Source organism: Sinorhizobium sp. P24N7 (genome assembly GCF_042436655.1).
Lineage (GTDB): Bacteria > Pseudomonadota > Alphaproteobacteria > Rhizobiales > Rhizobiaceae > Sinorhizobium > Sinorhizobium meliloti_A.
Window position 1 is genome coordinate 1 of the sequence record NZ_JBHMIW010000062.1, and the last position, 941, is coordinate 941.

At 58.2% G+C, this 941-nt stretch carries 2 protein-coding genes; one reads left to right on the top strand and one right to left on the bottom strand.

The window, feature by feature from the left end; translation table 11 throughout:
- Positions 1-348: DUF4269 domain-containing protein (locus tag ACFHWW_RS33875; RefSeq protein WP_379943730.1), on the top strand; the 348-nt coding region annotated here is incomplete at its 5' end.
- A gap of 382 nt (positions 349-730) precedes the next feature.
- On the opposite strand, the gene ACFHWW_RS33880 is transcribed toward ACFHWW_RS33875, so the two are convergent.
- The gene (locus tag ACFHWW_RS33880) at positions 731-940 is read right to left on the bottom strand and encodes a hypothetical protein (RefSeq protein WP_379943732.1); all 210 of its coding nucleotides are present in this window, start codon (positions 938-940) and stop codon (positions 731-733) included.
- Position 941: the final 1 nt, after the last annotated feature.

Genomic DNA, 941 nt, shown 5'->3' on the forward strand with positions numbered 1-941 from the left:
GCCGAGTTCAGGATATGGCAACGGACTACAAAAGAGAGACCTATCGTGGCGCGTTTCCGCGCCTTTGGTTGGAAGGTCGGGATCTATGGCAGCTCAGTTCCACTGCGGCAGCAGCTGGCAGTTCGCCATTATGAGATCGAGAAGCGGCTTCTGTGTCTTGGTGGTGATCGTCTCCGCAGTTCGGTACGAACGATGAAACAGAGCGGCATAAAGACTGAACAGGCGTTTGCTGTGATCCTCAACTTGACGGGCGATCCGTATGAGGCACTTCTCAGGCTGGAAAACGTGAGCGACAGTCACCTGGCTGACCTTCTTGCGGATGCCGGATTGGCGGAAGATTCGCATTAACGTATCTCAACGGCTTACCGAGACGAGCGATGATGATCTCGCCGCCGCAAAAGAATTCCCCCTGTTTCAGTCGGCTGGCATTCGTGCAAGCAGACATTTGTAGATGCTGCAGTTCGGACATGCTTGCAGTGCCGGTGGGCCCGGATCAGTGGCCGATCGGCACGATCGCCTCCCTCGCGGCGCCAGGCGCCTGAGGTTACCCGTCGTTTGCATCTTACTGCGGGCTGATCTGGTTTGCAAAGGCCGGGCGCGCCGGCAGACAAGTCGCGGGTGCGTCGCATAGCATCTGCGATGCGGTTGTTCTACTTCCGATTTCGCACCATAGCGATGAACCGGATCGTGGTCATGTTGGACTGCGACGTCACTGTAATGGCGTGCCCGGTTATCGATCGACCGGCTTAGGTATCGGAGACGAATGCCGAGGCGGAGGCTGCGGTATGGCGCGGAAGCGCAGAGGATGAATTACCCAGTCAGCCGGCAAGGGCAGCGGGACGACGCAGTCGGTCAGCAGTGTCTGATCTCCGTTGGTGACCTCGAAGACGATCCCGGGCCGCTCCATGCTCTTGCAGTCTGGCCAGCGCTCAAAATCGATC